General features: G+C 37.7%; 1 pseudogene. It reads left to right on the top strand.

Going from position 1 to position 1,552, the window contains the following annotated elements:
* A pseudogene (locus BW951_RS22285) lies at nt 1-1,552 on the top strand (alpha-2-macroglobulin family protein); the annotation flags it as partial.

The raw sequence follows: 1,552 nt of genomic DNA, 5'->3' as shown, positions 1-1,552 counted from the left end.
TCAGAACTTTGATCTGAATGAAAACGGAAATTCAGCCTTGACATGGAAAATAAAAGTGCCAAACAATGTTTCATCCATTATTTTAAAAGTGGTGGCAAAAGCAGGACAATATTCCGATGGAGAACAGAAAGCCATTGCAGTTTTACCCAACAGAATGCTCGTAACAGACGCGGTTCCTGTTTTTGTAAAAGAAGGCGAAACCAAAACATTTGAACTGGAAAACCTTAAAAATGCGACTTCAACCACGATTTCCAATGTCTCCAATACGCTGGAACTCACAACGAATCCAATCTGGGAAATCATGTTTGCGCTTCCGAGCCTGAAAAATGATCAGAATAATTCTGCGGATGTGATCTTTAACAAATGGTTTGCGGATGTTTTGGCATCTGAAATCTTTAAAGCCAATCCGAAGCTGAAAACCGTTTTCGAAGAATACCAGAATAAAGGATTATTGAATTCCAATCTTGAAAAAAATCAGGAACTGAAACAGTTGTTGCTTGAAGAAACACCGTGGGTTCTGGAAAGTAAAAATGAAGAAGAACAGATGTCGAAACTGGCTTTGCTGTTCGATGTCAATTCAATGAAAAATTCCATTCATCAGGATTGGGAAGATTTAGAGAAACTGCAGAATCCGGATGGAGGATTTTCGTGGTATAAAGGTTATCCGAGTTCATATTCCACATCATTGTACATTCTTAAAAATTTAGGAAAAATCAATGTCTGGCTGAAAGATAACGTAAAAGATTATCAAAATTCAGAACAGAATGAAATGGTTTCCAACCTGATCAAATATGTAGATAATGAAATTGAAAAATACACTTCGACTTCGCTCAGTGCGGGAAAAGAAAATGTAATCAATAACTGGACTTTAGACTATCTCGACACCCGAAATTACTGGGAAAAACAGTATCCGTTAAAAGGAAAAGGAGCCACTTTAAAATCCTTGGTAAAACAGAAAGTAAAAACGATGAAAATTACAGATTTTACCTTCTTCGGACTGCATCGTGCCGCTTTACTGATGAACGATTATGGATTAAAAGAAGTTTCAGATAAACTTTTAAATTACCTGAAAGAAACTTCCGTAGATTCAAAAACGCAGGGGGTTTACTGGAAACAGAATCTTGATGACTGGGGTTGGTTCAGCTCGAAAGTGGTGAATCATGCAGGAGCATTGGAAGCATTTAGCAAATTAAAACCCAACGATCAGAAATTCATTGAAGATTTGAAAATCTGGCTGATTACGCAGAAAGAAGTGAATTCATGGGGGAACTCAAGAGGAACTTCAGAAGTTATTTTTACGATTTTAAATTCAGGAAAATCCTGGACGAATGCGGAAAACGATAAAGCAACGATCGTTTGGGGCGGAAAAGAACTTCAGCCACAGACTCAGGCAACAGGTTATGTGAAATCTACCGTGAAATCGGATATTTTAGATAAGAATTTAGCCACCGTTACGGTAACAAAACCGGGAGCAGGAATTGTTCAGGGAGGTTTGTTCTGGCAGTATTACGAAGATCTGGATAAGATAAAATCTTCCGAGAATTATCTGTCC

It is taken from the genome of Chryseobacterium gambrini, from assembly GCF_900156825.1.
Taxonomy (GTDB): domain Bacteria; phylum Bacteroidota; class Bacteroidia; order Flavobacteriales; family Weeksellaceae; genus Chryseobacterium; species Chryseobacterium gambrini.
Note: the sequence above shows the minus strand (reverse complement) of the source record. Positions and strands in the feature narration are given on the sequence as shown.